The organism is Kluyvera sp. (assembly GCF_047971185.1).
Taxonomy (GTDB): domain Bacteria; phylum Pseudomonadota; class Gammaproteobacteria; order Enterobacterales; family Enterobacteriaceae; genus Kluyvera.
This window is the reverse complement of record NZ_JBKDZH010000089.1, coordinates 1-21611: the sequence shown is the minus strand read 5'-3', so window position 1 is coordinate 21611 and position 21611 is coordinate 1. Positions and strand designations below refer to the sequence as shown.

Sequence of the window (21611 nt, the reverse complement as noted above, 5' to 3'; positions counted from 1 at the left end):
GGCGAGGCGTTTACGCCGACCCCGGGGAGGCTCGGTGCTTACTCTTCGTGCTCTTCCCACGCTAACGCGCGTTTCACCGCCTTCTTCCAGCCGCTGTAACGGTAGTTACGTTCGGTAGTCTCAATGCCCGGGCGGAACTCGCGCTCAATCACCGCTTTCTCCTGTAGCTCATCCAGGTTCTGCCAGAAGCCAACCGCTAAACCGGCCAGGTAGGCCGCGCCCAGCGCCGTCACCTCACGCACTTCCGGGCGTTCTACGCGGGTACCCAGAATGTCGGACTGGAACTGCATCAGGAAATTGTTGGCGACCGCGCCGCCGTCCACGCGCAGGGCGTGCAGACGAATGCCGGAGTCGGCCTGCATCGCTTCCAGCACGTCGCGCGTCTGGTAGGCGATGGATTCCAGGGTGGCGCGAATAATGTGGTTCGAGTTCACGCCGCGGGTCAGGCCGAAAATCGCGCCGCGGGCATACGGGTCCCAGTACGGCGCGCCGAGGCCGGTAAAGGCCGGCACCACGTACACGCCGTTGGTGTCTTTGACCTTGGTGGCGAAGTATTCGGAGTCGAAGGCGTCGCTAATCAGCTTCATTTCGTCGCGCAGCCACTGAATGGAGGCCCCGGCCATAAACACCGCGCCTTCCAGCGCATAGTTCACCTCGCCGCGCGGGCCACAGGCGATGGTGGTTAGCAGGCCGTGGCTGGAAGCTACCGCTTTTTCCCCGGTGTTCATCAGCATAAAGCAGCCGGTGCCGTAGGTGTTTTTCGCCATCCCTTCTTTCACGCACAGCTGGCCGAACAGCGCTGCCTGCTGGTCACCGGCAATACCGGCGATCGGAATACGGGTGCCGCCCTTACCGCCAATGTTGGTCTGGCCGTACACTTCCGACGATTTGCGCACTTCCGGCAGCATGGCGCGCGGGATGTCCAGCGCGTCCAGCATCTTGTCATCCCACTCGAGGGTGTTGATGTTGAACAGCATGGTACGCGAGGCGTTGGTATAGTCGGTGACGTGCACGCGTCCCTGGGTCATTTTCCAGATAAGCCAGGTGTCGACGGTGCCGAACAGCAGTTCGCCGCGGCGAGCGCGCTCGCGGGAGCCTTCCACGTGGTCGAGGATCCACTTCACTTTGGTGCCGGAGAAGTACGGGTCCACCACCAGGCCGGTGGCTTTGCGCACGTACTCTTCCATGCCATCGCGCTTGAGCTGCTCGCAGATATCTGCCGTGCGGCGGCACTGCCAGACGATGGCGTTGTAAATGGGCTTACCGGTTTCACGCTCCCACACCACGGTGGTTTCACGCTGGTTGGTAATGCCGATCGCGGCAATCTGATCGGAGTTAATGTCGGCCTTCGCCAGCACTTCCACCAGCGTGGAGCTTTGGGTCGCCCAGATCTCCATCGGGTCGTGCTCTACCCAGCCCGGTTTCGGATAAATTTGTTCAAACTCACGCTGTGACACGCTGATAATGTTGGCGTCATGATCCATAACGACGGCGCGGGAACTGGTGGTGCCCTGGTCGAGCGCAACGATATATTTTTTGTCAGTCATAATGAACGTTCCGTAGTCAGATTACAGCGAAGCATTGTGTTGATTCTGGCTGGAGGCCGCTTTCGGCGCTTCAACCTCGCAGGTGTCGCAGGGCAGGTGGCGACCGATCAGCTTGCGATAGCTGAACGCGCCCAGTGCTGCACCGACGATAGGTGCGCACAGCGGCACCAGGAAATACGGGATATCTTTGCCGCCGGTGAAGGCGACGTCGCCCCAGCCCGCCAGCCAGGCGAAGGCTTTCGGTCCGATATCACGCGCCGGGTTCATCGCAAACCCGGTCAGCGGTCCCATCGACGCGCCGATAACGGCAATCAGCAGGCCAATCAGCAGCGGTGCCAGCGGCCCGCGCGGAATACCGTTGCCATCGTCGGTGAGCGCCAGAATCACGCCCATCAGGATAGCGGTTATCACCATTTCTACTGCGAATGCCTGCACAAGATTGATATGCGGGTTCGGGTAAGTGGAGAAAATACCGGCCAGCTCAAGGCTTTCGACGCTGCCGCGCACCATATTGTGCGTGTGTTCGAAGTCGATGAAAAGATTGTAGTAAAGCCCGTACACCAGCGCGGCGGCGCAGAACGCCCCGGCAAACTGGGCCACGATGAACGGGATGACCTTGCGGCCGTCAAAGCAGGCGAACAGCCACAGGGCGATGGTGACCGCCGGGTTAAGATGCGCGCCGGAAACCCCGGCGGTCAGGTAGATGGCCATCGCCACGCCCAGACCCCAGATGATGCTGATTTCCCACTGACCAAAGCTTGCTCCTGCAACTTTCAGCGCTGCAACACACCCCACGCCGAAAAATATCAACAATCCGGTACCGAGAAACTCTGCGATGCACTGGCCTTTTAGCGTTGATGTCTGGCTCATAATCGGAATCCTGAAGACTAATTGATGATTATTGTGTTCATGAGCATTCGTCACGCTCACGTTACCTTGTAGGTATAGTGTTAATTTATCGTTAACGAGCGTAAACGAGAAATATCGAAATCAAAATGTGTGTTGCTCGTCAAGAAATGAGCGTTTTCGCGCCAAAAAGCGAACGATTTCGCCGCAAAAAGTGTGAGGAGGAAAACATTCCGATCGCTAAAGCGTTAACAATTTATTGCATATTCGCGCAAACGCTCCAGGTCTACGCCGAAAATTGCGGAGAACCGCAATCTACAGGCTCTGGCGCTGGACAGGGGCGGCGGGGCTTCATACAATCGACCACAAGCCGTGCGCTTATTTACGTTAAGGCGTCACCGGGGTTCCGGGACGATATCAACGCCTTGCAAGATCAGGAGAGGTATGACGATGTCATTAGAAGTGTTTGAGAAACTGGAAGCGAAAGTTCAGCAGGCGATTGATACCATCACGCTGTTGCAGATGGAAATCGAAGAGCTGAAAGAAAAGAACAACACGCTGGCGCAGGATGTACAGTCTGCACAGCAGAGCCGTGAAGAGCTGGAGCGTGAAAACAGCCAGCTGAGAGAACAGCAGAGTGGCTGGCAGGATCGTCTGCAGGCGCTGCTGGGCCGTATGGAAGAAGTCTGATTCCACCTCTCCCCGGGCAGTCTATTGCCGCCTGGGGAAGCTTCCCCTTTGTCCCCCTTCCCCCTGAGTGAATTCGCGCATACCCGCGCATTGTCCGTTTTCGTATATTTCAAAACGGCATAATCAATCTTTTTTTATTCTTTAATCATCGTTTCGATTTCTGGCAGGCTAGCCTCATTACAACACAACAGATAAGAGAGCGGGCGATGAACAAGTGGGGCGTAGGGTTGACTCTTTTGCTGGCTTCCACCAGCGTACTGGCTAAGGATATCCAATTACTGAACGTGTCTTACGATCCGACGCGTGAACTGTACGAACAATACAACAAGGCGTTCAGCGCGCACTGGAAAAAAGAGACCGGTGATAACGTGGTGATTCGTCAGTCGCACGGTGGTTCCGGCAAGCAGGCCACTTCCGTGATTAACGGGATTGAAGCGGACGTGGTAACCCTGGCGCTGGCCTATGACGTGGATGCGATTGCCGAGCGTGGCCGCATCGACAAAAACTGGATCAAACGCCTGCCGGATAACTCCGCCCCGTACACCTCTACCATCGTGTTCCTGGTGCGCAAAGGCAACCCGAAACAGATTAAAGACTGGAACGATCTCGTGAAACCGGGCGTTTCCGTCATCACCCCGAACCCGAAAAGCTCCGGCGGCGCACGCTGGAACTATCTGGCGGCCTGGGGCTACGCGCTGCATCACAACAACAACGATCAGGCTAAAGCTCAGGACTTCGTGAAGGCGCTGTATAAAAACGTGGAAGTGCTGGACTCCGGCGCTCGCGGCTCGACAAACACCTTCGTTGAACGCGGTATCGGCGACGTGCTGATTGCGTGGGAAAACGAAGCGCTGCTGGCGGCGAACGAACTGGGTAAAGACAAGTTTGAAATCGTCACCCCGAGCGAGTCTATTCTCGCCGAGCCGACCGTCTCCGTGGTTGACAAAGTCGCAGAGAAAAAAGGCACCACCGCGGTGGCGGAAGCCTACCTGAAGTACCTCTATTCGCCGGAAGGCCAGGAGATCGCGGCGAAGAACTACTACCGCCCGCGTGACCCGGCGGTGGCGAAGAAGTATGAAAACGAATTCCCGAAACTGAAGCTGTTCACCATCGATGATGAGTTCGGCGGCTGGACGAAAGCGCAGAAAGAGCACTTCTCCAACGGTGGTACCTTCGACCAGATTAGTAAGCGTTAATCTCCCTCTGACGCCCGGCAACGTTGTCGGGCGTTTTCTTTTGGTCATCAAACTGGGTTACTCTTCCCCCTGGTATTTTCTGGGGAGACAACATGACAAGGTTAAAATACCTGCTGGCCGCGCTGCTGGTGATGGTGATAGCGGCGGGCGCAGGCGGCTGGTACTGGCTGCATTCCGGCAACCCGGACGCGTTGCGCCATATTGCGCTGGAGCAGTGCGTACCCAATCAGCTGAACCATCGCACCCCCGCACCTTGCGCCGACGTCAACCCGACAGGCGGTTACGTGCTGTTCAAAGATCGCAATGGCCCGCTGCAATATCTGCTGATGCCAACTTACCGTATTAACGGCACCGAAAGCCCGCTGCTGCTCAACCCGCACACGCCAAACTTCTTCTGGCAGGCGTGGCAGCGTCGGATGATCATGAGCGACAAACGGGGCTCAGAGGTGCCGGATAGCGCGATCTCCCTGGCCATCAACTCCCGGACCGGAAGGACGCAGAACCATTTCCACATCCATATTTCCTGCCTGCGTAAAGACGTTCGCGACCAGCTTGATGGCGATCTGGCTGCCATCAGCAGCCGCTGGCTGCCGCTCCCGGGCGGGCTGCTGGGGCATGAGTATCTGGCGCGACGGGTCACGGAAGCCGAGCTGGCAAAGCGCAGCCCGTTCCTGATGCTGGCGGAAGAGGTGCCGGAAGCGCGTGGCCATATGGGGCGCTTTGCGCTGGCGATGGCGCAGCAGAGCGACGGATCTCTGGTGCTACTGGCGACGAAGCGCAACCTTCTGGCGCTAAATCGCGCCTCGGCGGAAGAAATTCAGGATCATACCTGCGCGATCCTGCAATAACCCCACCATATCTAGCGTTTACCTGTCTGGCCTGTCGTCGTATTCTTGCTGAAAAAAACGACAGGAGACAGGTATGTCGCTCTGGCTTTCTCACCCTCTGTTCCTCCCTTCACTGATTATTGGCGTCACCATCCTACTGTGGGCCACCTCGCTACTGCCGGAATTTATTACCGCGCTGCTGTTCTTTGCCGCGGCGATGACGGCGAAAATTGCCCCGCCGGACGTCATCTTTGGCGGCTTCGCGTCCTCGGCCTTCTGGCTGGTGTTTAGCGGCTTTGTGCTGGGGGTGGCGATTCGCAAGACCGGGCTGGCCGACCGCGCTGCGCGGGCGCTGTCGGCGCGGCTGACGGACTCCTGGCCGCTGATGGTCGCCAGCGTTGTGCTGCTGAGCTACGCGCTGGCGTTTGTGATGCCTTCCAACATGGGGCGTATCGCGCTGCTGATGCCGATTGTGGCGGCGATGGCGAAGCGCGCCGGTATCGAGGATGGCACCCGCGCGTGGTATGGCCTGGCGCTGGCGGTGGGGTTCGGTACCTTTCAGCTATCCGCCACCATTTTGCCCGCCAACGTGCCCAACCTGGTGATGAGCGGGGCGGCGGAAGGGGCCTACGGGATCCACCTGAACTATGTCCCGTATCTGCTGCTGCACACCCCGGTACTGGGCTGGCTGAAGGGGGCGGCGCTGATCGTGCTTATCTGCTGGCTGTTTCCGGGAAAACCGCATCGGCCGCGCGATCTTGAACCTCTGCCGCCGATGAGCGGCGATGAGAAGCGTCTGGCATGGCTGCTGGCGGTGGTGTTGACGCTGTGGGTGACCGAAAGCTGGCACGGCGTAGGGCCTGCGTGGACGGGGCTGGTGGCTGCCGTGGTCACGCTGCTGCCGCGCGTTGGCTTTATCAATGGCGAAGAGTTTGCCAGCGGGGTGAATATCCGCACCTGTATCTACGTAGCCGGTATTCTCGGGCTGGCGATTACCGTCACCCAGACGGGTATTGGCGCGGTGGTGGGCAATGCGCTGCTGCATATCATGCCACTAAGTGAAGACGCGCCGTTTACCAGCTTCCTCGCCCTGACCGGCATCACCAGCGCGCTGAACTTCATTATGACCGCCAACGGCGTTCCGGCGCTGTATACCACCTTTGCCCAGAGCTTCTCTGACGCGACCGGCTTCCCGCTGCTGAGCGTGATTATGATTCAGGTGCTGGGTTACTCCACGCCGCTGCTGCCGTATCAGGCGTCGCCGATAGTGGTGGCGATGGCGCTTGGGAAGGTGCCTGCGCGCGCGGGGATGCTGCTGTGCCTGGCGCTGGCTGCGGTGAGTTATTTGCTGCTGCTGCCGCTGGACTACGCGTGGTATCAGGTACTGGGGAAATTATAATAACTTGCCGGATGGCGCTGCGCTTATCCGGCCTACAAAATAATAAAACCGGCCGTAGGGCCGGTTTTACCAGGCATTGCGTGCGTAACTCGTAGGCCGGATAAGGCGTTTACGCCGCCATCCGGCACGAAGGCCGCGTCAATGTCTTACGCGTTTTTAGCGGCTTCTGCTGCTTTAACGATCACCGCGAAAGCGTCAGCTTTCAGGGAAGCACCGCCAACCAGCGCGCCGTCGATGTCCGGCTGGGTGAACAGCTCAGCTGCGTTGCCCGCGTTGACGGAACCGCCGTACTGGATGATAACCTGTTCAGCGATTTTCGCGTCAGCTTTAGCAATGTGGTCACGGATGAATTTGTGAACTGCCTGAGCCTGCGCCGGAGTCGCGGATTTGCCGGTACCGATCGCCCATACTGGTTCGTAAGCGATAACCGCGCCTTCGAAAGCGGCCGCGCCCTGAGTTTTCAGAACGGCGTCAATCTGACGTGCACACACTTCTTCGGTTTTGCCCGCTTCGTTTTCTGCTTCGGTTTCACCGATGCACAGAACCGGGATCAGACCCTGCTCTTTCAGTACGGCGAATTTCTTAGCGATCAGCTCGTCGGACTCTTTGTGGTAGGTACGACGTTCGGAGTGGCCGATGATGATGTAGGTCGCGCCAACATCTTTCAGCATTTCGGCAGAGGTTTCACCGGTGAATGCGCCGGACAGGTTCAGGTCAACGTTCTGCGCGCCCAGGTGAATGTGGCTGCCCGCAGCGGCGTGCTTAGCCATATCGATATACATTTCCGGCGGTGCGATAGCCACGCCGCAGCCTGCAACACCGGCCAGCTCTTTACGCAGGTTGGCAATCAGCTCGTTTACCATGTGGCGGCTGCCGTTCAGTTTCCAGTTACCCATCACTAAAGGATGTCGCATTTCGATTCTCCACGCTTGTCAGCGAATTAAGGAATATGGCCGCCCGTCAGGGCAGCATGGTCTGTGAAACAGTATAGAGATTGATCACCATGAAGGCTTTGCTTTTTATCATTTATTCTCCCCTTCAAGATTTTCAGATAGCGCCAGCTTAATCGGTTCAACGGCGAAGGTCAGCCCTTTTTCGCCGTTATCTGCGACAACATAGCGTACGGCGCCTTCGGTGCTGGCGAAGTAATGCTTTCCTTTACCCTGCGCCAGCAGCTTTTGCAGTTTCTGCAGGCTTTGCGGTTTGGTCAGCGTGGGGATCACCGCCCGCATCAGCGCGCTCATGTACTCCTGCGCTTTGGCCTTTGCCGCTTTCTGCTCCGGCCCCTGAATCGGCAGCCAGGTAATCTGAATCGACTTTATCTTCAGCGTACCGCGCTCTAGCGCCGTGGAGGCGTAGAGGTTTTCGTTAATCTTACTGGCGGCACGGGTAATGGTTTGCTGATCGCGGCTGGAGGAGATGGAGCGAAATTCGCCGAGCGGCAGAGTGGGGTTGTCGGTATTAAATTTCTCCCTGAACTGGCTGATCGACAGATCAAACGCCGGCGCGCCAGTCAGCAGATACGGGGCTACCGCTGCGGGCGTTTGCGCCGACAGCGCGGCCTGACTTAGACTCAGCGAAATGAGTCCTGCCAGACAGAGCGTTATCCATTGTTTCATGCCAATCGTCCTCCTGTTTTCAGATGACGATTAAAACGGGAACCGCCTCGCTTGTCAAAATGTGCCCACTTCAGGGTAAACTACGCGCCACAACGACAAAGGAAAAGGTACATGACTCTACAGCAATGGTTATTTTCCATTAAAGGGCGCATTGGACGCCGCGACTTCTGGATCTGGATCGCCATCTGGGCGGTAACGATGGTGGCGCTGTTCAGCCTTGCGGGCGGCGGGCTCGTCGGCCTACAAACGGCGGCGTTTATGCTGGTGTGCCTGCTGTGGCCAACGGCGGCGGTGACCATTAAGCGTCTGCACGACCGGGGTAAATCCGGCCTCTGGGCGCTGCTGATGGTGCTGGCGTGGATGCTGCTGGCGGGCAACTGGTCAATGCTGCCCGGCGTATGGCAGTGGGGCGTTGGGCGCTTTATTCCGACGCTGATTATCGTCATGATGCTGCTCGACCTGGGCGCGTTTGTCGGCACCCAGGGCGAAAATAAATACGGTAAAGACACCCAGGCCGTGAAGTACCGCGCCGATCACCAGTAGTGTTCGGCGGTGATGTGGCCCGGGCGACGGCGCAGGTGTTTAGCCATCTGTCGGGTCTCTTTCAGCAACTGCTGGGTATCGCGCACCATCTGCGGGTTGCCGCACAGCATGATATGGCTGGTTTCCGCGTTGATCGGCAATCCTACCGAAGCCTCCAGCGCGCCGCCTTCAATCAGCGGCGGAATGCGCCCATTCAGCATCCCCGGCACGCTTTCCCGGCTGACAACGGTCTGAATGCGCAGCTTGCCGTGATAGCGCGCGGCTAATGACTGCATTTGCGGCAGATAGCTTAAATCGGCGGCGTAACGCGCCGCGTGCACCAGCACCAGATTTTTAAAGCGATCGAGGTCTTTGCCTTCTTCCAGAATCGACAGGTACGGGCCAATCGCCGTGCCGGTTGCCACCATCCACAGAGTTTCACAGTCAGGGATTTCATCCAGTACAAAGAAGCCGGCCGCCTCGCTGACGATTTGCACTTCATCGCCCGGTTTTAGCGCCGCTAAGCGTGGGCTAAGTTTGCCCTCTGGCACGGTCACCAGATAGAACTCGAGATCGGGGTTGCTGGGGGCATTTACGTAAGAGTAGGCGCGCTGCACGCGCTCGCCGTCGACATCAAGGCCCAGCTTGGCGAACTGCCCGGCGGTGAACGGATGAACCGGCGCGTGGACGGTCAGGCTAAACAGCGCATCGGTCCAGTTCTGCACTTTTACGACTTTGCCTGTAACCCAGTCTGCCATGGCGTATCTCCTCTCATTCGCGTTATCTTATCTTCACCGCGACGAGACAAGATTTCCAGCCCGAAAGGGCTGGAAAGCTCTATTGATCAAATGATTTAAAGAATGTGACGCTGGATTTCAGTGTCTTTGCGATCGAGGTAGTGAATGGACTGAATGCGGCGAATGGTGCGCGACTTGCCGCGGATCAGCAGCGTTTCGGTGGTAGCGATATTGCCCTTGCGGGTAATGCCGTCCAGTAGGTCGCCCTTGGTGATGCCGGTGGCGGAGAAGATGACGTTATCGCTGCGCGCCATATCGTCCAGCGTCAGCACGATGCCCGCTTCAATACCCATCGCTTTACAGCGCTCCAGCTCATTTTCACCGATACGACGGTTCTCTTCGCTATCGCCCTTCACGTGATGACGGGCTAACAGACGGCCGTGCATGTCGCCATCCAGCGCGCGGATGACCGCCGCCGAGACCACGCCTTCCGGCGCGCCGCCGATGCCGTACATCACGTCGACTTCGCTGTCCGGCATGCAGGTCAGGATAGATGCCGCCACATCACCGTCGGGAATGGCAAACACGCGCACGCCCAGCTTTTGCAGCTGTGCAATCACGTCGTCGTGGCGCGGTTTAGCCAGAATGGTCACCGTTAGCTCGCCCAGCGACTTGTTCAGCGCGGCGGCGATGTTACGCAGGTTCTCTTCCAGCGGTTTATTGAGATCGATAGCGCCTTTCGCGCCCGGGCCGACAATCAGCTTTTCCATGTACATGTCCGGTGCGTTGAGGAAGCAGCCTTTATCGCCCACCGCCAGCACCGCCAGCGCGTTGGCCTGGCCCATGGCGGTCATGCGGGTGCCTTCAATCGGATCGACGGCGATATCCACCGCGTCGCCGTTGCCGGTGCCGACCGACTCGCCGATGTAGAGCATCGGCGCTTCATCGATTTCGCCTTCGCCAATGACGATGGTGCCGTCAATATTGACCTTGTTGAGCATAATACGCATGGCGTTGACCGCCGCGCCGTCGGCGGTGTTCTTGTCGCCACGGCCCAGCCATTTGTAGCCTGCCAGCGCCGCCGCTTCGGTGACGCGCGAAAATTCGATAGCCAGTTCTCGTCTCATTACAAACTCGTCCAGGGAAGTAAAATTGTGCGAAGTTTAGCACAGCCCTTCTCGGGCTGTGGGTATGGCTACGCGTTGGAATATCGCTCGGTTTCCGGCATCCAGCGCTCAATCAGCGCGTTAGCCTGCTGCGGGTAGCGGTCGTGAATATGACGCGCCAGGCGCTGAACTTCGGGGATCATCGCCTGATCGCGCAGCAGGTCGGCAACCTTAAATTCGGCGTTGCCGGTCTGGCGGGTGCCGAGCAGCTCTCCGGGGCCGCGAATCTCAAGGTCCTTTTGAGCGATCACGAAGCCGTCGTTGCTGTCGCGCAGTACCTGCAGGCGCATCTGTGCGGTCTTCGACAGCGGCGCTTTGTACAGCAGTACGCAGTGTGAGGCCACCGCGCCACGGCCTACGCGCCCTCTGAGCTGGTGAAGCTGCGCCAGACCCAGACGCTCCGGGTTTTCGATAATCATCAGACTGGCGTTAGGCACGTCGACGCCGACTTCAATTACCGTGGTGGCAATCAGCAGATGCAGTTCGCCCTGCTTGAACGCCTGCATTACCGCCTGTTTCTCGGCGGGTTTCATGCGCCCGTGCACCAGGCCGATATTCAATTCGGGCAGCGCCAGTTTCAGCTCTTCACAGGTGGCTTCCGCCGCCTGAGCCTCCAGCAGGTCAGACTCTTCAATCAGCGTGCACACCCAGTAGGCCTGGCGGCCTTCGGTGGTGCAGGCGTTGCGTACGCGGTCGATGATATCGTGGCGGCGGGTGTCCGGAATCGCGACCGTGGTGACCGGGGTTCGGCCCGGCGGCAGCTCGTCGATGACCGATGTATCGAGGTCAGCATAGGCGGTCATCGCCAGGGTGCGCGGGATCGGCGTGGCGGTCATGATCAGCTGATGCGGATGGAAACCCTGCTGCTGGCCTTTCTCCCACAGCGCCAGACGCTGGTGGACGCCGAAGCGGTGCTGTTCATCAATGATGACCAGCGCCAGGCCGTGAAACTGCACCTGTTCCTGAAAAATGGCGTGGGTGCCGACAATCATCTGCACCTGGCCGCTGGCAATGGCGTCCTGCTGGGCCTGACGCGCCTTGCCTTTCTGCTTGCCCGCCAGCCAGCCCACTTCAACGCCCAGCGGCGCAAACCAGCTGCGGAAGTTGTTGGCGTGCTGTTCGGCGAGCAGTTCGGTCGGCGCCATCAGCGCCACCTGCTTACCGTGGGCGATAGCGCGCAGCGCGGCCAGCGCGGCAACCAGCGTTTTACCGGAGCCGACGTCGCCCTGCACCAGGCGCATCATCGGCACATCCAGCGCCATATCGTGTTCAATTTCGGCGGTGACCCGCGCCTGCGCGCCGGTGGGCTTAAACGGCAGCGCCGCCAGCAGCTTATCTTTCAGCGTGTCGTTGGCGCTGAGCGGCTGGGCATGGAAGCGCTGTGCGCCCGCGCGCAGCGCCAGCATGCTCAGGTTGTGCGCCAGCAGCTCTTCCAGAATTAGCCGCTGCTGTGCGGGGTGCTTACCGGTTTCTAAATCGGCGAGCTGGAGCGTTGGCGGTGGGCGATGCAGCGTGCGCAGCGCCTCCGGCAGGCTCATCATTCCCTGCGCCAGTTCCGGCGGCAGCAGTTCGCTGATGGCACAGGTGTCCAGTAGATCCAGCGCCTGATCGGTCAGCTTACGCAGCGTGGCCTGTTTGATGCCTTCGGTGGTGGGATAGACCGGCGTTAAGGTCTCCTGCAAATCCGGCGTGCTGAGGTCGCCCTGCACGCGGTATTCCGGGTGGATCATCTCCGCGCCGTACTTGCCGCGCTTCGCTTCGCCATAGGCCAGCACGCGCCGCCCGGTGGCGAGGCTGTTTTTCATCGCCGCGTTGAAGTTGAAGAAGCGCATCGTCAGGATGCCGGTGCCGTCGCTAATCTGGCAGGTCATCATCCGGCGGCCGCCGAAGGTGATGTTGCAGTTCATGACTTCGCCTTCCACGGTCACATAGATGCCGGGAAGCAGATCACCGATGGGATAAAGTTGGGTGCGGTCTTCGTAGCGGAGCGGCAGGTGCAGGAGCAAATCCTGCACCGTGTGCAGACCAATTTTTGCCAGCCGGCTGCTCTGCGCGGCGCCTACGCCGGTCAATGTGTTGAGCGGAACGGCATCCAGCAGACGGCTTTGCATGGCGGTTACTCCGTGGCCTGCATGGTGGACCACCACGTAGCATCGGCTTCAATTTCGCCCTGCTCGTTGACGTGGGGATACGGAAGACCTTTACGTCTGGCGACGTTCGCCAGCACCGGATAGCCGCCTTCAAACAGCAGGCGCTGCTGCTCGTCGCCCGGCAGCATGCTGTTTTCCCGGCGATACATGCCGGCGTTCTGCCGCTGGCGCTGCGCTTCGTAAAGAATCAATGCGGAAGCGACGGAGACGTTCAGCGACTGCACCATGCCGATCATCGGGATGATAATGTCCTGGTCTGCGAGATCTAACGCTTCCTGGGTGATGCCGGTTTTTTCCTGACCCATCAGAATACAGGTGGGGCGGGTGTAGTCGATTTCGCGGAAGTCGACGGCTTTGTCGGACAGATGGGTTGCCAGAACCTGCATGCCCTGGCTTTTCAGGTGCCCGACCGCGTCACCAATGGTTGGGTGGGTTTTCACCTGCACCCAGCTGTTGCTGCCTGCCGCCGCCGAGGCCATGGTGCGCATGCGGCTACCTGGCCAGACGGCGTGCACTTCGTGGACGCCTACCGCATCAGCGGTGCGAATGATCGCCGAGACGTTGTGAGGTTTGTGGACCTGCTCTATGCAGACCGTCAGGTCAGGCTGACGCCTGGCGAGCATCTCGCGGATACGCGCATAACGCTGTGAATTCATAAAACTAGTTTCGATTACGGGTGACTTTGATAACGTCCGGCATCACGCGAATTTTGCGCATGATATTGGCCAGATGCACGCGGTCACGCGCCGTCAGACGGATAAAGGCGCTGTACACGCGGCCGTCTTTCTCTTCCGTATTCAGGCTTTGAATGTTGGACGTCGCAGTATTGATGGCTGCCGTCAGGTTGGCCAGCGCCCCCTGATGGTTGAACATATCGACCTTAATTTCGGTGATAAATTCCTGCGCCGTCTCTTTGTCCCACTCTACCGCCATGAATTTCTCAGGTTCTTTCTGATAGCCGCGGATGTTGCGGCAGGATTCATGGTGGATAACCAGCCCTTTACCCGGGCTGACGTGGGCGATGATCGGGTCGCCAGGGATCGGGCGACAGCATTTCGCGAAGGTGATCAGCACGCCGTCCGCGCCTTTAATTGGCAGATGGCTATGCCCGGAAGCGCCCGGTGCCGAAGGCGTGGCTTCACCCTGCTGGAGGTTCTTCGCGACCACCACGCTCATGGCGTTGCCAAGGCCGATTTCGGCCAGCAGATCGTCAAGGGTTGCCAGGCGCATACGGTCAAGCTCGCGCTGCACGTGATCCGCCGGAATTTCCGCCAGCTTGCGGCTGCCGCCAAGCGCGTGGTTCAGCAGACGACGCCCCAGGCTGACGGAGTCGTCGCGCTTGAGGTTTTTCAGCATCTGGCGAATTTTGGCGCGGGCTTTAGAGCTGACGACAAAGTTGAGCCACGCGGCGTTCGGGCGGGCGCCCGGCGCGGTAATGATTTCTACCGTCTGGCCGCTGGAAAGCGGCTGCGACAGCGGGTAAGGCTGACGGTCGACGCGCGCGCCGACGCAGGCATGGCCGATATCGGTATGCACGGCGTAGGCGAAGTCCACCGGCGTAGCGCCAGCGGGCAGTTCGACAATGCGGCCTTCCGGGGTGAAAACGTAAATCTCATCCGGGAACAGATCGGATTTAACACTCTCGATAAATTCAAACGAGCTACCGGCGCTTTGCTGCAGCTCCAGCAGGCTCTGCATCCAGCGCTGGGCGCGGATTTGCGCGGTGGTGCTGCTTTCGCCCCCGCGCTCTTTATAAGCCCAGTGCGCGGCCACACCCATCTCTGCCATTTGATCCATGTCTTCGGTACGGATCTGGACTTCGACCGGGACGCCGTGCGGCCCAATCATGGAGGTGTGCAGCGACTGATAGCCGTTCGCCTTGGGTATCGCGATGTAGTCTTTTACGCGGCCCGGGCGCGGCTTATACAGGCTGTGCATCTGGCCCAGCACGCGGTAGCAGGTGTCCAGATCGTGGACGATGACGCGGAAGGCGTAGATGTCCATGATCGAGTGGAAACGCTGCTCTTTGAGCACCATCTTGCAGTAGATGGAGTACAGATGCTTCTCGCGACCGCTGACGCGACAGGGAATTCCCGCTTCCTGTAAACGCCCTTCAATTTCAGAAAGGATCTTCTGAATCATCTCTTTACGGTTACCGCGCGCGGCTTTCACCACTTCTTTAATGACGCGATAACGGTTGGGATACAGCGCTTCAAAGCCCAGCTCTTCCAGCTCGGTTTTGATGTGGTGGATACCTAAACGGTGCGCCAGCGGGCTGTAAATTTCGAGGGTTTCACGGGCGATGCGGCGACGTTTGTCCGGGCGTAATGAGCCCAGCGTGCGCATGTTGTGGGTGCGGTCGGCAAGCTTGATGAGGATGACGCGAATATCCTGCACCATCGCCATAATCATTTTGCGAAAGTTTTCGGCCTGCGCCTCTTTCTTGTCGCGGAACTTGAGCTTATCAAGTTTAGAAACCCCCTCTACCAGCTCGGCAACGCTTTTGCCAAACAGCTGCTCCATGTCCTGGTAGGTGGCAGGGGTATCTTCAATCACGTCGTGCAGCAGGGCGGCCATCAGCGTTTCATAGTCGAGCTTCATCTCGGCCAGAATGCAGGCTACCGCTACCGGGTGCGTGATATAGGGTTCACCGCTTGAACGTGTTTGCCCCTCGTGAGCGTCACGTGCAACGAGATAGGCCTGCCGAAGACGCTTGATCTGGTCTTCCGGCAGGTAATTTTGAATCAGCTGATTCAGGCTCTCAAACAGATACAAGGGCGACCCGCTATCTAATTAACGACGACCTTCAGCAATAGCGGTAACAGCTTGTAATTCAGCGGCTTCCTGCTCTTGCTGTTCCTGGCGCTCGCGCACGTCGAGGATCTGGTTGTTGATCAGACCTTCTTCGATTTCGCGCAGTGCGATTACGGTGGTTTTATCGTTTTCTTCCGGTACCAGCGGATCCTTGCCGCCTACCTGCATCTGACGAGCGCGACGCGCGGCGACCAGTACCAGGTCAAAACGGTTACCAATTTTCTCTACAGCGTCCTGAACAGTTACGCGTGCCATACTTTAATGCTCCACAGGTGAAGAAATGACGGGGCATGATACTGAAAGTGGGTTCAGTCTGCCAATAATTTGCTGATTAAAGCGTCATGTCGCTGCTTTTGGCGGCTCATACGCAGACGTTCAGCGCGGAGGATGGTTTTAAAATCACCCAGCGCGGTATCGAAATCATCATTGACGATAAGGTAATCATATTCCGCGTAATGACTCATTTCTGCAACTGCCTGAGCCATACGTTTTGCGATAACCTCTTCGCTATCCTGGCCGCGGCCACGCAGGCGGCGGTCCAGTTCTATTTTAGACGGCGGCAGAATAAAAATGCTGCGCGCGCCCGGCATGCTTTTGCGGATTTGCTGTGCGCCCTGCCAGTCGATGTCCAGGAAGACATCAACGCCGGTCGACAGTACCTGCTCGATAGCCTGACGCGAGGTGCCGTAATAGTTACCAAAGACTTCAGCGTGTTCCAGAAACGCACCTTCGCCAATCATCGAACGAAATTCGTCGTGATTTACAAAGAAATAGTGTTCACCGTGCACTTCACCCGGACGCGGCGCGCGCGTGGTATGTGAAACAGAGACCTGGGAGTCGTACAACGGTTGGGTTTTTAATAAAGCCTGAATCAGGCTGGATTTACCCGCGCCGCTAGGGGCGGAAACAATATAGAGCGTGCCTTGAGCCATGAGTGTCTTTTGTATGTGATTATCGAAAGAGAACTTACATACGAGCCTATTATACACGGCGGCGCTGCCCGACGTAGCCTTTGTCACACTTTTTGCGCCAGATTCTTTTATTTTGCGAGCCGTTTTCCTGATTTATCCCCGTGTTGCAGCAACGAATGCATTTTCCCTGAAGCCTGCTCGTGAAACGGCGCACGCGCGCTCGCATCCTGAAAGCCGCTGCGTTACAAACGGGCCAGGCGTACTGACGGGGAAAAGGTATGAAAGCATGGATGATAGCACTGGGCTGGCTGCTGATGGCGCAGGCGCAAGCCAGCTGTCCAGTGTGGTCTCCCGCGCGGGCCGGGCAGGAGATTGCGCAGCTACAGGGCCAGATGACCCGGTGGAACGAGGACTATTGGCGGCAGGGCGCCAGCGAGGTCAGCGATGGCGTCTATGACCAGCTTGCGGCACGGCTTGCGCAGTGGCAGCGCTGTTTTGGCGTGCAGCCAGTAGAGAGTATGAGCTTGCCGCCGCTAAACGGTGTGCTGAAGCATCCTGTGGCCCATACCGGGGTACGAAAGCTCGCGGATGCAAACGCCGTGGGGCAGTGGATGCAGGGTAAAAAAGACCTGTGGGTGCAGCCAAAGGTCGATGGCGTCGCGGTCACGCTGGTTTATCGTCAGGGGCGGCTTTACCAGGCCATTAGCCGAGGTGATGGCCTGGCAGGGGAAGACTGGACGGAAAAAGTACGGCAGATCCCGTCGCTGCCGAAGGCGGTTCAGGGGGCGCTGGCAAACAGCGTTTTACAGGGTGAGATCTTTTTACGCGCTGACGGGCATGTGCAGCGAAAAATGGGTGGAATGAACGCTCGCGCGAAGGTGGCGGGTATGCTGATGCGGGAGGGTGAACAGAAATCTTTGTCGGCGCTATCGCTGTTTATCTGGGCGTGGCCGGATGGGCCTGCCGCTATGACTGAGCGCCTGGCGCTGCTGGCGGCGTCCGGTTTCGAACTTGCGCAGCACTATTCTCACGCCGTTGCCAGCGTTCAGGCGGTGGCCGAGTGGCGCGAGCGTTGGCTGACCACGCCGCTGCCGTTCGCAACCGATGGCATTGTTATTCGCGCAGCCAAAGAGCCGGAAGGTACCCACTGGCTACCCGCACAGGGTAGCTGGGTAGCGGCGTGGAAATATCCGCCGGTTGCCCGGGTAGCGCAGGTCAACGACATCCACTTCTCGATAGGGCGTAGCGGCAAGATCTCGGTTGTTGCCGAGCTGGAGCCGGTGCAGCTGGATGATAAACAGGTGCGACGGGTGAACGTGGGGTCCGTTGCTCGCTGGCGAAGCCTGGATTTCACCATGGGCGATCAGTTGCTGGTGAGCCTGGCGGGTCAGGGTATTCCCCGGCTGGATAGCGTGGTCTGGCGCGGCCAGGATCGAACGAAACCGACGCCTCCACTGGGCGAATACCACTCGCTGACCTGCTATTTCCTGACGGATGGCTGCCGGGAGCAGTTTCTGGCTCGCCTGCGCTGGCTCTCTTCGCCGCAGGTTTTTAATCTGGAGGGTGTGGGTGAGGCGGGCTGGATCAGGCTGATGACAGCCCAGCCATTCAGCCACCTTTTTTCCTGGCTTGAATGGACGGCGGCTCAGCTAAAAGAGACGTCGGGGTTATCGCCGGGGCGTGCCGAACAACTATGGCATCGTTTTGACATGACGCGCCGTCAGCCCTTTCGGCTGTGGGTAAAGGCGCTGGGCGTGCCGTTGCCCGAGGCGGCGCTCAAGGCATCTGGCGATAGCGCCTGGCAACAGATGACATCGCGTGATGAACAAGCCTGGCAAAGGCTTCCGGGCATTGGGCGGGAGAGGGCCCGCAGCCTGGTCGCTTTTCTCCACCATCCCACCATCGTGTTGCTTGCCGATAAGCTCCGCGCGCTGGGCGTGACGGGTTTTGATTAGTGTGTTTCGTGACGGTAGTGGAACACCGGTAGGCCAAGCTTCAGCCTCAGGGCCAGCATGCGCGCGGTAAAGCCGAACAGCAGCGTTGAAATCACTACTACATCGTGGCTGCTGACATAGTGCTGTAGCGCAACGTAGAGCACGGCGGCGGCAAAAGAGATCCCGGCGTAAAGTTCTTTCTGAAAGACCAGCGGAATGCGCTTGCAAAACATATCGCGCAGCACGCCGCCAAAAACGCCGGTAATCACCGCGGCAATGACGGCGATAATCGGGCCTTCGCCCATATCCAGCGCGATTTGAGCCCCGATGATCGAGAACACGATAAGCCCCACGGCATCGAGAACCAGAAACAGGCGGCGCAGGTGCGGCATGACCGGTGCGACGATGGTGGTCAGCACGGCCGCCACGGCGACGGTGATGATGTATTCCGGATGCTGCACCCAGCCTAGCGGATAGTGGCCGAGCAGCATATCGCGCACGGATCCGCCGCCCAGCGCCGTTGCGGTGGCAATAATAATGACGCCGAATGTGTCCATGCGACGACGGCCGGCTGCCAGGGCGCCGGTCATGGCTTCAGCGGTGATGCCAATCAGGTAGAGGATGTGCAGTAACATATTTGCTCCCAGAATGAATGACAGCAGGGTAGCGATTTGCGCGCTGAGTCACGATTGAGATTTTCTAAGGTGAGTGGTTTTAGATTATAAAAAATAATACAGATGTTGGGTTTTATCGCAGGTATATTGAGGATGGGTGAATTCTGATATGATTTTTTTCATTAGAAAATCTAATTGTTTTGATTGGCTGGCTGCGTAAATGGCCACCTCATGCTGAAGTGGCCATTGCAGCGGTTACTGGTTGCCAGTCTGCTCGCCGTACGGCAGCGTGTCGTAATCGATAAGTGCTTTCTTATCGTACGGGTTACCAATCCAGCGGGTGTTTTCAACAAACTGAGGGTTGGTCAGTGCACGGGTTGGGTCAAATCCGTCGTAGCTCAGCCCAGCCAGATCGGACCAGGTATGAATGAGCTCTGAGCTGCTGTATTTGCGATTCACGTCCTGCGAGAAATCGCGTGGATGAGCCTCATGCCACTTTTCCGACGTCCACAGCAGGAACGGGATGGTGTACATATGGCGTGTCGGCTCCTTCTCATTTCTCCCCTGGGTCTGGTGCGGTGGCGTGTCGTACACCTCTTCCCCATGGTCAGAGAAGTACAGCAAAAAGCCGTTTGGATCCGTCGCCTTGTAGTCTTTAATCAACGTTGAAACGACATAGTCGTTATACAGGTTGGCATTGTCATAGTTGTTGTACGTCTCCTGCTGATCCTTACTTAAACCGGCCGGCATGCTATCGGTTTTACCAGAGAACGTGTTCCAGTTTTCAGGATACCGGTACTCATAGTTAATATGCGTTCCCAGCAGGTGAACGATAATAAACTTCTTCGGCGCAGGGTCGGCCAGTACCTGCTTAAACGGCGCCAGTACGTTGGCATCGTATTCGCGGGCGCTCTGGGTGCGCTGCTGGTTCATATAGAACTGCTGGTCGGTCTGTCGGGAGAAGACGGTCAGCATGGTATTGCGTGAGGTCATCGTCTGCTGATTGGTGATCCAGAAGGTTTTATAACCTGCCTGTTTCATCAGGTTCATCAGCGATGGCCTGGTCAGATAGAGATCCGGGTTCTGTTCGTTGGCGAAGGTCAGCGCCTGCTGCAGAATCTCGATGGTATACGGGCGCGAGGTGACGACATCGTTAAAGACGGTGAAGTTCGGGTCGGACTTGTGCAATGCGTCTAGCCCCGGCGTGGTTTCACGCGGGTAGCCGTAAAGACTCATGTGACCACGCTGGGTCGATTCACCGATAACCAGCACCAGCGTACGCGGCGCGTCGCCGGTGCTGTCTTTTAAATTTGCCAGCGGCGGCAGAGAGTGGTTCTCATTGAGCATTTGGGTCAGGCTATTCAGCTGATGGCGATACTGGTAATAGCCGGTAATGAACTGCCAGGGCGCAGCGGGCCCAAGGCGCGTGGATAGACCGTCCAGCACGTCGCCAACCGGCTTGCCTTTGATAACGACGCCGGAGACGAGTGGGTTAAGAATCAGGCCATAGACCAGGGCGAAAGAGACCAGCCAACGCCATGGCTTTGGAATATAAACCGGTCGTAGACGCGTCCAGAGCAGAATCGCGATGGCGGTGTAGACCAGCGCTACCAGCACAATTTTAAGGCTGAAATACTGGCTGAAGAATTCGCCCGCCTCATTGGTATTGGTTTCAAACATCACGAATAAAACGCTTTGTGAGAACTCCTGCCCGTAAATAACGTAGTAGCTTATTGCCGCGAGTGAGGCAGCCCAGAGCATAACGCCGATAACGGCACCAATAAGCCGGGTTTTCTTAGGGAACAAGAAGACAGGAGCTAGCCACAGTAAGCTAAACAGGATGGAGTCTCTGAGGCCGTTAGAGCCACTATAGCCGGATACATAAATAACAAGCTGTAATGCTGTTGAAAAGAAACAAAAATACAATATAGCCCAGCCAAGGGCTTTCCAGCTGAAGGCTGGCGTACTCTGAGTCGTCATAAATTGCATATGTTAAACTTAATGGTGAGGTAAAGGCGGCCAGTCTAGCTACCAATGCTTAAGATATAATTAGACCGTTCTCAGACCACAGAAACAGATAGACCTATTCTTTTTAATGATAAAAAATAATGGGTTAATTGATCTTTTAATAATGGACTGATATATCGGGTCTTTTCCATAATCACCCTTAATGAAAGGGGCGATAATAATGCTATGCGGCTGCAAAAAAAGAAACTACCTGAAATGAAAATGCCCACAATATTGCGGGCATTGATGTTTTGTATACTTTGGCGGGTTATTCTATGTTCTGGATCTGCTCGCGCATTTGCTCGATCAGCACTTTCAGCTCGATAGCTGAATTTGTGACATCGGCATTAATTGACTTCGAGGCCAGCGTATTCGACTCACGGTTGAATTCCTGCATCATGAAGTCCAGGCGACGGCCAACGGCCTCTTTTTTCTTCAGGATGTTATAGGTCTCTTTGACGTGGGCTTCCAGGCGATCCAGCTCTTCGGCCACATCGATGCGCTGGGCCATCAGCACCAGCTCCTGCTCCAGGCGGTTGTTTTCCAGCTGTACTTCCGCATCTTCCAGCTTGGCAACCAGGCGGTCGCGCTGCCACTGCAGAATTTCCGGCATATGGGCGCGCACTTTCGCC

Annotated in this window: 20 protein-coding genes; 6 read left to right on the top strand and 14 right to left on the bottom strand. The window is 57.6% G+C overall.

Annotated features, from left to right (window positions below; genetic code table 11):
* Positions 1 to 38 precede the first annotated feature (38 nt).
* Together glpK and ACK5JN_RS19460 are read right to left on the bottom strand one after the other, a co-directional pair.
* A complete protein-coding gene (gene glpK / locus ACK5JN_RS19465) occupies positions 39 to 1547 on the bottom strand; it encodes a glycerol kinase GlpK (protein ID WP_416871656.1) in 1509 nt (502 codons plus the stop codon).
* A 21-nt stretch (positions 1548 to 1568) separates the two neighbouring features.
* Positions 1569 to 2417, bottom strand: a complete 849-nt coding sequence (locus ACK5JN_RS19460) for an MIP/aquaporin family protein (protein WP_416871655.1) — start codon at positions 2415 to 2417, stop codon at positions 1569 to 1571.
* 420 nt (positions 2418 to 2837) lie between these two features.
* Here ACK5JN_RS19460 and zapB point away from each other — a divergent pair, with 420 nt between their 5' ends.
* From zapB to ACK5JN_RS19440, 4 genes are all read left to right on the top strand, one after another.
* Positions 2838 to 3083 (top strand): septal ring assembly protein ZapB, encoded by a 246-nt coding sequence (gene zapB, locus ACK5JN_RS19455; protein ID WP_416871654.1) that lies wholly within the window; start codon positions 2838 to 2840, stop codon positions 3081 to 3083.
* Positions 3084 to 3289: 206 nt separating this feature from the next.
* Positions 3290 to 4279, top strand: a complete 990-nt coding sequence (sbp, locus tag ACK5JN_RS19450) for a sulfate/thiosulfate ABC transporter substrate-binding protein Sbp (protein ID WP_416871653.1) — start codon at positions 3290 to 3292, stop codon at positions 4277 to 4279.
* Between the two features lie 92 nt (positions 4280 to 4371).
* Entirely contained in the window at positions 4372 to 5127 is a 756-nt protein-coding gene (locus ACK5JN_RS19445) for a CDP-diacylglycerol diphosphatase (protein ID WP_416871652.1), read from the top strand.
* A gap of 73 nt (positions 5128 to 5200) precedes the next feature.
* On the top strand, positions 5201 to 6505 hold the full coding sequence (locus ACK5JN_RS19440; protein ID WP_416871651.1) for an SLC13 family permease: 1305 nt from the start codon (positions 5201 to 5203) through the stop codon (positions 6503 to 6505).
* Between the two features lie 146 nt (positions 6506 to 6651).
* Here ACK5JN_RS19440 and tpiA read toward each other — a convergent pair whose 3' ends face one another.
* Both tpiA and ACK5JN_RS19430 read right to left on the bottom strand, forming a co-directional pair.
* Positions 6652 to 7419: a triose-phosphate isomerase gene (gene tpiA / locus ACK5JN_RS19435; RefSeq protein WP_064540923.1), complete on the bottom strand. Its 768-nt coding sequence runs from the start codon at positions 7417 to 7419 to the stop codon at positions 6652 to 6654.
* A gap of 108 nt (positions 7420 to 7527) precedes the next feature.
* Positions 7528 to 8124 carry a DUF1454 family protein gene (locus ACK5JN_RS19430; protein WP_416871650.1) on the bottom strand — a complete coding sequence of 199 codons (597 nt, stop codon included), beginning with the start codon at positions 8122 to 8124 and terminating at the stop codon, positions 7528 to 7530.
* 111 nt (positions 8125 to 8235) lie between these two features.
* Here ACK5JN_RS19430 and ACK5JN_RS19425 point away from each other — a divergent pair, with 111 nt between their 5' ends.
* Positions 8236 to 8667 (top strand): DUF805 domain-containing protein, encoded by a 432-nt coding sequence (locus tag ACK5JN_RS19425; protein WP_416871649.1) that lies wholly within the window; start codon positions 8236 to 8238, stop codon positions 8665 to 8667.
* On the opposite strand, the gene fpr is transcribed toward ACK5JN_RS19425, so the two are convergent.
* The 7 genes from fpr to gmk form a co-directional block, all read right to left on the bottom strand.
* Positions 8658 to 9404 (bottom strand): ferredoxin--NADP(+) reductase, encoded by a 747-nt coding sequence (gene fpr, locus ACK5JN_RS19420; RefSeq protein ID WP_416871648.1) that lies wholly within the window; start codon positions 9402 to 9404, stop codon positions 8658 to 8660. The two genes, ACK5JN_RS19425 and fpr, sit on opposite strands and share 10 nt — an antisense overlap.
* 95 nt (positions 9405 to 9499) lie before the next feature.
* Complete coding sequence (gene glpX / locus ACK5JN_RS19415; protein ID WP_416871647.1) at positions 9500 to 10510, bottom strand: class II fructose-bisphosphatase; 1011 nt, start codon at positions 10508 to 10510, stop codon at positions 9500 to 9502.
* Positions 10511 to 10578: 68 nt separating this feature from the next.
* Positions 10579 to 12660, bottom strand: a complete 2082-nt coding sequence (recG, locus tag ACK5JN_RS19410; protein WP_416871646.1) for an ATP-dependent DNA helicase RecG — start codon at positions 12658 to 12660, stop codon at positions 10579 to 10581.
* A gap of 5 nt (positions 12661 to 12665) precedes the next feature.
* Positions 12666 to 13355: a tRNA (guanosine(18)-2'-O)-methyltransferase TrmH gene (gene trmH, locus ACK5JN_RS19405; protein WP_416871645.1), complete on the bottom strand. Its 690-nt coding sequence runs from the start codon at positions 13353 to 13355 to the stop codon at positions 12666 to 12668.
* A 4-nt stretch (positions 13356 to 13359) separates the two neighbouring features.
* A complete protein-coding gene (gene spoT, locus ACK5JN_RS19400; protein WP_416871644.1) occupies positions 13360 to 15474 on the bottom strand; it encodes a bifunctional GTP diphosphokinase/guanosine-3',5'-bis pyrophosphate 3'-pyrophosphohydrolase in 2115 nt (704 codons plus the stop codon).
* Positions 15475 to 15492: 18 nt separating this feature from the next.
* Positions 15493 to 15768: a DNA-directed RNA polymerase subunit omega gene (rpoZ, locus tag ACK5JN_RS19395; protein WP_000135058.1), complete on the bottom strand. Its 276-nt coding sequence runs from the start codon at positions 15766 to 15768 to the stop codon at positions 15493 to 15495.
* A gap of 53 nt (positions 15769 to 15821) precedes the next feature.
* Complete coding sequence (gene gmk / locus ACK5JN_RS19390; protein WP_416871643.1) at positions 15822 to 16445, bottom strand: guanylate kinase; 624 nt, start codon at positions 16443 to 16445, stop codon at positions 15822 to 15824.
* Between the two features lie 257 nt (positions 16446 to 16702).
* Between gmk and ligB the strand changes: the two genes are divergently transcribed.
* Positions 16703 to 18379 (top strand): NAD-dependent DNA ligase LigB, encoded by a 1677-nt coding sequence (gene ligB, locus ACK5JN_RS19385; RefSeq protein ID WP_416871642.1) that lies wholly within the window; start codon positions 16703 to 16705, stop codon positions 18377 to 18379.
* Here ligB and ACK5JN_RS19380 read toward each other — a convergent pair.
* The 3 genes from ACK5JN_RS19380 to ACK5JN_RS19370 form a co-directional block, all read right to left on the bottom strand.
* Positions 18376 to 18993, bottom strand: a complete 618-nt coding sequence (locus ACK5JN_RS19380) for a trimeric intracellular cation channel family protein (protein WP_416871641.1) — start codon at positions 18991 to 18993, stop codon at positions 18376 to 18378. The genes ligB and ACK5JN_RS19380 overlap by 4 nt on opposite strands.
* Positions 18994 to 19227: 234 nt before the next feature.
* Positions 19228 to 20961, bottom strand: coding sequence for a phosphoethanolamine transferase CptA (locus ACK5JN_RS19375; RefSeq protein ID WP_416871640.1), 1734 nt, complete (start codon positions 20959 to 20961; stop codon positions 19228 to 19230).
* Positions 20962 to 21247: 286 nt separating this feature from the next.
* Positions 21248 to 21611, bottom strand: a 364-nt coding sequence (locus ACK5JN_RS19370) for a YicC/YloC family endoribonuclease (RefSeq protein WP_416871639.1), incomplete at its 5' end; no start/stop codon positions are given.